Annotated in this window: 3 protein-coding genes; all 3 read right to left on the minus strand. The window is 67.4% G+C overall.

Going from position 1 to position 6,422, the window contains the following annotated elements; translation table 11 throughout:
* Positions 1-510: 510 nt before the first annotated feature.
* The 3 genes from QOC69_RS06225 to QOC69_RS06235 all read right to left on the minus strand — a co-directional run bounded on the left by QOC69_RS06225 (position 511) and on the right by QOC69_RS06235 (position 5,994).
* On the minus strand, positions 511-1,419 hold the full coding sequence (locus QOC69_RS06225; RefSeq protein ID WP_526437437.1) for an undecaprenyl-diphosphate phosphatase: 909 nt from the start codon (positions 1,417-1,419) through the stop codon (positions 511-513).
* A 128-nt stretch (positions 1,420-1,547) separates the two neighbouring features.
* Entirely contained in the window at positions 1,548-2,762 is a 1,215-nt protein-coding gene (locus QOC69_RS06230) for a COG4705 family protein (RefSeq protein WP_526437441.1), read from the minus strand.
* 604 nt (positions 2,763-3,366) lie between these two features.
* Positions 3,367-5,994 carry a helix-turn-helix transcriptional regulator gene (locus tag QOC69_RS06235; protein ID WP_526437439.1) on the minus strand — a complete coding sequence of 876 codons (2,628 nt, stop codon included), beginning with the start codon at positions 5,992-5,994 and terminating at the stop codon, positions 3,367-3,369.
* Positions 5,995-6,422 lie beyond the last annotated feature (428 nt).

Consider the following 6,422-nt stretch of genomic DNA (forward strand, 5'->3'; position numbering starts at 1 on the left):
GATGCTCGCCAACCCCGCGCTGAGGATGAGCTTCTTCACGTTAACCAGCCTCCGTCTGTACCCATGATCACTGCGGTGTGCCGCTAGACGAGGATTGTGCCGAAACCTCGCTGTGAAAACGCGAAGAATCCAAACGAGGGGTGAAAACCCGAGCACTCAACTGGTAACCACGCCGTGAATCCGGCCCTGATCGTCGAAGGAAGCTTGGGGGGATCGGGGCCGCCGTGTTCGACCGGAATGGACTGTCCGCCTGGATAGCAGTGAAGAAAGTTCTCACAGCGCCGTTCCGAGGACTTGCTCGGTGGACGCTCGTAGCGGCAGGGCTGATCGGTCCGTGGTGGCGGACGGGAGCCGCCACGGCGCAGGTTTTAGCTTAGCGGACGCTGAGGAATCAGACTGTCGCGCAAGCGCGTTTCAGACCACACGGTGGCAAGCGGGGCGCCACGGCGACGTGCCCCGCCCCGTGGGCGGCGGCTTCCTAGACGTGGAAGCGAAGCCGCTTTCGCCGGCTCATCGCAACGTCAGCCACAGCAGGCTGCCGGCGCCGGCGAGTACGCAATAGATCGCGAACGGGGTTAGCGTGCGGGTCTCGAAGTATCGGGTCAGAAATCGCACCGCTGCGTACGCCGCGACGAAGGACGCGGCACTTCCAGCGAGGACCTGGCCGCCTATTCCCGCCCCTAGAGGACCGAACAGGTCCGGTATCTTCAGGACGCCGGCGGCCAGGATCACCGGGGTGGCAAGCAGGAATGAGAACCGCGCCGCCTCCTCGTGGGAGAGACCCCGCAGTAGGCCGGCCACCATGGTCACACCCGATCGACTGATACCCGGCAACAGCGCGAGGATCTGTGCGCAGCCGATGATCAGCCCATGCCGAAGCGGCAATTCGGCGATGCGTTCGTCGGCGGCCGTCAGCACATCGTGGTCGCGTTGGACGGGCACGACTTCGACCGTCGCTGTCGCACGTCGGCGCAGCCGCTCTCCGCCGTACAGAATCAGCCCATTCAGCGTCAAGAACACCGCGGCGGGCACGGGCCGGCCGAGCGTGGTGCGGAACAGATGTTCCAGTGCCAGACCGGAAATGCCGACTGGAATGGTCGCCACCACGATCAGCCACGCGAGGCGTTCGGCTGGCGTCGCAATGCGTCGGTGCCGCACCGATGTGTAGAAACCGGCGATGATCTTGACCCAATCGCGCCAGAAGAACACCAGCAGGGCCGCCGCGGTCGCAACGTGTAGCCCGACGATGAAGGCCAAGTAGGGCGACTCTGGAGACGACACGTTCAGGTCCTGGGCCCACCGTCCGCCGATCAATGCGGGCACGAGCACCGAGTGGCCCAGGCTCGATACGGGGAACAGCTCGGTGACACCTTGAAACGCACCGACGATCAGTGCTTCGACGTAGCTGAGACTGCTCACGGGTGACCCTAATCGTTTGGTCGCGGCTGCCGGCGAGTGAATGAACGAGGCGCTCGCGTCGGAGTTAGTGGCTGTTGTCAGTGAGACGACGGTCGCTGCACACCGTCCGAGGCGCTTTCAGCGGTCGCCTACCGAAGCGACGTCAATAGTGTTGTGAGTGTTTGTGTTTCGGTGGCGGGGTCCGGGGTGTTGGCCCGTAGTGCTTTGAGGACGGTGTCGATTTGGCCGTCGAGAGCGGTCCAGCCGGTGTCGTCGAGGGGTTGCAGGGTGGGCTGGTCGTCGTCCCAGGCGGTTTCGAGGTCTTTGATGCGGGCCGTGGCGCCGGTTTGGTCGCCGGCTTGGACCTTGGCCAGGGTGTCGGCGGTGATGGTGCGGAACTTGGTTGTCTCGGCGGGCGGGAAGTGTGCGGTGGCTGATTGTCCTGGGGCCAGTGGCGTGGCCGCTGAGGTGGTGCCGGATTCCTCTTCGCTGGCCGCGGCGGTGGCGTGCGGGCGTCCGGCGGCCCAGACGAGCAGGGCGCCCGCAGCGACGGCGACCACGGCGTAGTAGCCGAGCATGATCAGCTCGCGCGCCGGTGCCGTGGGTGTCGGTGTGTGGGTGGGCTTCTTTTCTTCGATCACGTCGGCGCGGGTGTAGGTCAGGTAGATGACGGTGGCCAGGATCGCGGTGAGGAAGATGACGCTGGTGGCGGCGGTACCCAAGCCCAGGCCCTGCTGGTCTTTCGGGAAGCCCAGCCAGTCGCCGAGGTTGGCGCCCAGGGGGCGGGTCAGGATGTAGGCCAGCCAGAAGGACAGCACCGGGTTGGCGCCCAGTCGCCAGCCGATCGCGATCACCCCGATCAGCCCGGCGGGCAGCAGCACCGAAATACCGGGTCCCCAGCCGGTGAGTTCCAGGATCCAGTCACCGGCGGCGGTGCCCAGCGCGAAGGTGACCAGCACCGCCAGCCAGTAGAAAGCCTCGCGGGGCAAGGTGATGATGCTGTGAATGGACAGGGTGCGCTCCCGCGCCCACCACAGGCCGAAGACCACGACCAGGACCGCGGTGAACACGCTGGTGCTCACCGCGAGTGGAACGCCCAGATCGTCGGTGAGGATGTCGGTGTAGAGGGTGCCGGTCACGCTGACCACCACGACGGTCAGCCAGTACACGAACGGCACGTAGCGGTTGAGGCTCAGCTGCCAGCCCAGGACCGCGACCAGGACGACGGTGAAGATCAGCGCGGTCACGTTCAGACCGACACCCAACGTCATGTTGATCCAGTCCGCGAAGCTCTCACCCACGGTGGTGCACAAGATCTTGATGATCCAGAACCACACCGTGATCTCGGGAACCTTGTTCAGCATCACCCGCGCGGACTGAATGGACTCAGATTTCGTCGTCTCGGTCACGACGCCCGACGGTAAGGACGCCTGACTGAAGCAACGCTGAGAGTTCGTTTACCGTCACATTACGAAAGTGGACGGCGTGCCGAAAAGACACTAACCGCACGTCCTACCGGAGGCGGCTATCTCCGCGTCGAGCCGTTTTGGGGGTGTCTCCTAGTGTGTCGCGAGTCGTTGATCAAAACCTGGGCCAGCGTCGGCAACCAACTGCTGCAGAACTGTCGACTCGAGACACCAGACCGCCTGCATCAGAAGACGATGGTCTGGTTGCCGTCGGGGCGGGTGAAGCGGGGAGCTGCGGTCTGTCATTGACCCGCTGCCGCTCCAACGTGAAGGTTCAGCGTCGCTGGATGGGCGCTTGAGACTTCGCCGACCGCGTTGATCCCGCATGACCGAGTCTGGCTCGGTGATCGCCTGGCTTCTCGACTCCGGCCCATCGAACTATCGTCAGCCCGAATCAGTTGGTGAGGGCGTCGACGATGCCCGACCAGGCGGGTTTGCGGGCGTAGGTTGCCGTGGTGGGGGTTGCCGCGCCGTACCCGGAGAAGGTGTCGGGGTGTCACGGTCATGGCTTGGTGTCACGGTGTGGGGCGTAAGCGGCGGCTTGGGTGCGGTTGTGCACGCCGAGTTTGGTGAAGATCGCGCCGACGTGGTTGCTTACGGTTTTGGGGCTGATGCACAGGGTGGTGGCGATGTCAGCATCGCTGTGGCCGGCGGAAAGCAGTTCGAGTACGTCGCGTTCGCGGCGGGTCAGCTGGTGTGGGTCGGCGCGGGTGTCGGCGAGGCGAGGGTGGGCGGTACGGCCGCGGGTCTTTGCGAGGCGCTGACGGGCTCGGCGGGCCGCGGCGCGTGCGCCGAGCCTGCGGAAGGTGGCCAGGGCCGTCTCCACGGCGGGAATGTCGCCGCCGAGCTGGGCCACAGCGGCGTCGTAGGGGCAGCCCCGTGCGGTCCATGCGTTGGCGGCCTCGCGCCAATCACCGTTGATCTCCAGCTGGTAGGGCGTCACGGGCTCGGCGGGCGGGGTGCAAGCTGGTGGGCCGCCGGACAGGTGTAGCCAGCGTTGGAGGTGCCCGACCAGCCACGGGTCGGCCCCGGCGGGAGCGGCGGCCAGCCCGATCTTGGCCTCGGCCCGGGCGGCGGCGTCGTCGCCGCGAAGCCAGGCGGTCTCGGCGCGCGCGGCCCACAGCGGGCCGAGCTGAAACAGGTCGGCCCGTTCGGCGCCGGTGCTGGTTTGGGGGTCATCCAGCTGCGGTGCAATCAGCGGTTCGCCGCGGCGGGCCCGGATCAGCGCGACGGTGAGCAACGGCATGGCCCGGTGTAGCGGGCTGAGCCCGGGCCGGGTCAGCACGTCGTGGGCGGCGGCTTCGGCGTCGGCCCAGTCGCCGCGATGGAGGGCGACCAGGGCGCTGGCGCCGGCGGCGATTGTCTGGAAGTTGCCCAGGTCACGCTCATCGCAGAACGCGCAGGTTTCGGCGATGTAGCCGTCGGCACCGTCCAGGTCGTGGTGCAGCGCGGCGGTCCAGCACATGATCGCTCCGGCGATGCCGGCGTGTTCGGCCAGCGCCTCGGAGCCCATCGCGGCCCGCCATGTCGCCTCCAGCTCGTCCCAGCCGGTGTCGGTGCGCAGCACGGTGGACATCGCGGCGTAGACGCGGGCCCGGATCACCACAGCCTCGTCGCCCAGCTGGGTGCCCAGGGTGACCGCTCGGGCCGCATACTGGGCGGCGGCGGGGTCGTAGCTGACAGCGGCCAGCTGCGCCAGGTTCACCAGCGACCAGGCCAGCTGCGGGCTCGGCGCAAGGTTTTCCAGTAGCCGCAGGGACGCTTGTGCGGCGGCGGTGGCCTCGGTGGAGCGACCCAGCGGCCACAGCACATATGAGAGCCAGCGCAGATCCTCGCCCTCGCCGAGCCGGTCGCCCAGATCGCGGCGCAGCCCGATCGCCTCCCGCCAGGACTCCGTCGCGGCCTCGACGAGCCCGCACAGGTAGCTTTCGAACGCGTGCCCCTCCAGCCACTCCACCTTCTGTTGCTTCGGGGTGTGATCGGCGTGCCGCAGAGCCAACGCGTACAGCTCGGCGGCCTCCCGGTGAGCGCCCACCGAGGCGGCCCGCTCGGCGGCAGCCCGCCCGAAACGCGCCGCCGCCTCGTCATCGTCGGCCTGTTCGGCGTGAAATGCCAACGCCGACAACGTGTCCGGGGGGACCGGTGGTTGGGTCAGCGCGGCCAGCGCGCGCGTGTGTAACTCCCGGCGCCGATAGGCGGGGATCTGTTCCAGCGTGGCCTGCCGGGCCAGCTCATGACGAAACGCCACCGCCGCACCGTCGGCGCGCAGCACCCCGGCGTCAAGGCATTCACCCAACGCTGCCGTCGCGCCCGGGCACACCTGGTCCAGCAGCCGTGGGTCGGCGTGTGGGCCGCAGATCGCCGCGGCGTACGCGGTGTCGCGCGCGGGCGGTGACAGGCGGGCCAGCCGGCCCCACACCGCCTCGGAAACACTGCGCGGTAGCGCGCTGCTTCCCAGCGTGTCCGGGTCGGCGGCGAGGATCTCGGTGACGAAGAACGGGTTGCCGCCGGTGCGCCGGTGCAACTCATCGGCGTTGACGCCGCTGCCGGCGGCCAACTCCGCGACCGCGTCGCGGCTGAGCGGGGCCAGGCCAATCCGAGTCAGTGCTTCATAATTCGCCACGTTGCCCAGCGCCACCGCCAACGGATGCTCTGCGCCGATCTCGTCGTCGCGGTAGGACACCAGCAACAGAACCGGCAGCTCCCCCACCCGCCGCGCCAGAAATCGCAGCACATCCAAGGTGGCCCCATCGGCCCAATGCACGTCCTCCACCACGCACACCCAGGTGTTGCCGTCAGCGAACAACTCCAGCACTCTGGCGTAGGTCGCCTCGCTGTCACCGCAGTCGATCGCCGCGGCCAATCCGGCAGCCGCGGGTTTCGGCAGTTGGGTCAGCATGTCGATCAGCGGCCCCAGCGGTCGCGACGTCGCTAGAGGATCACACGAGCCACGCAGCACCCGCACCTGCCCGTCCAGGCTGGCGTTGAAGCGGCGGATCACCGCGGTCTTGCCAACCCCGGCCTCCCCGCGCAGCAACACCACCTGCCCAGCGCCGCGCCCGGCCTGCTGCCCTAGCGCACCCAACTGGGCCAGCACCGACTCCCGCTCCAGCAGGATCTCCGTGGGCACCCGATGTCCCCTTCCGTACCACGGTACCGACACCACCGCGTGGGCCCGGGGTAGATAAAAGTTGTATGGCGGGCAAATCGTAGATATTAGCCCTGGCAAATCAAAGATGGGGAAAATTCCTCATGAATCTAGACCCGCCATGAGCGCACACTGCATTCACAACTCATCCGCCTTCGTTCCATCCTTCGAAGGAACGGACAGTTGGGTGAGGAGTGCCACCACCGCGATGATTACTGCTGCCCCGACGGTTGGTGTGACCGCCGCGGCGGCAACGAGGGGAGTCGTCGGCAACCCCGCTTACATGGCCCCACCGGTCCGGACCTCAGCCGGGGGGCTCGCGAATTGATCGGCATCGACTTTCACCCGACTTCTGGGTGTTCACGACGGAGAGCGGAATGGCGGACAGGGGTCGCGGGGGTGCCGTAGTG

Origin of the sequence: Mycobacterium sp. (assembly GCF_032162105.1) — a bacterium.
In the GTDB taxonomy this organism is placed as follows: Bacteria; Actinomycetota; Actinomycetes; order Mycobacteriales; family Mycobacteriaceae; genus Mycobacterium.

Bases quoted from the DNA above. Each gene is read 5' to 3' on its own strand.
- QOC69_RS06230 (WP_526437441.1), bottom strand. From the start codon at position 2,762: ATGCTGAACAAGGTTCCCGAGATCACGGTGTGGTTCTGGATCATCAAG.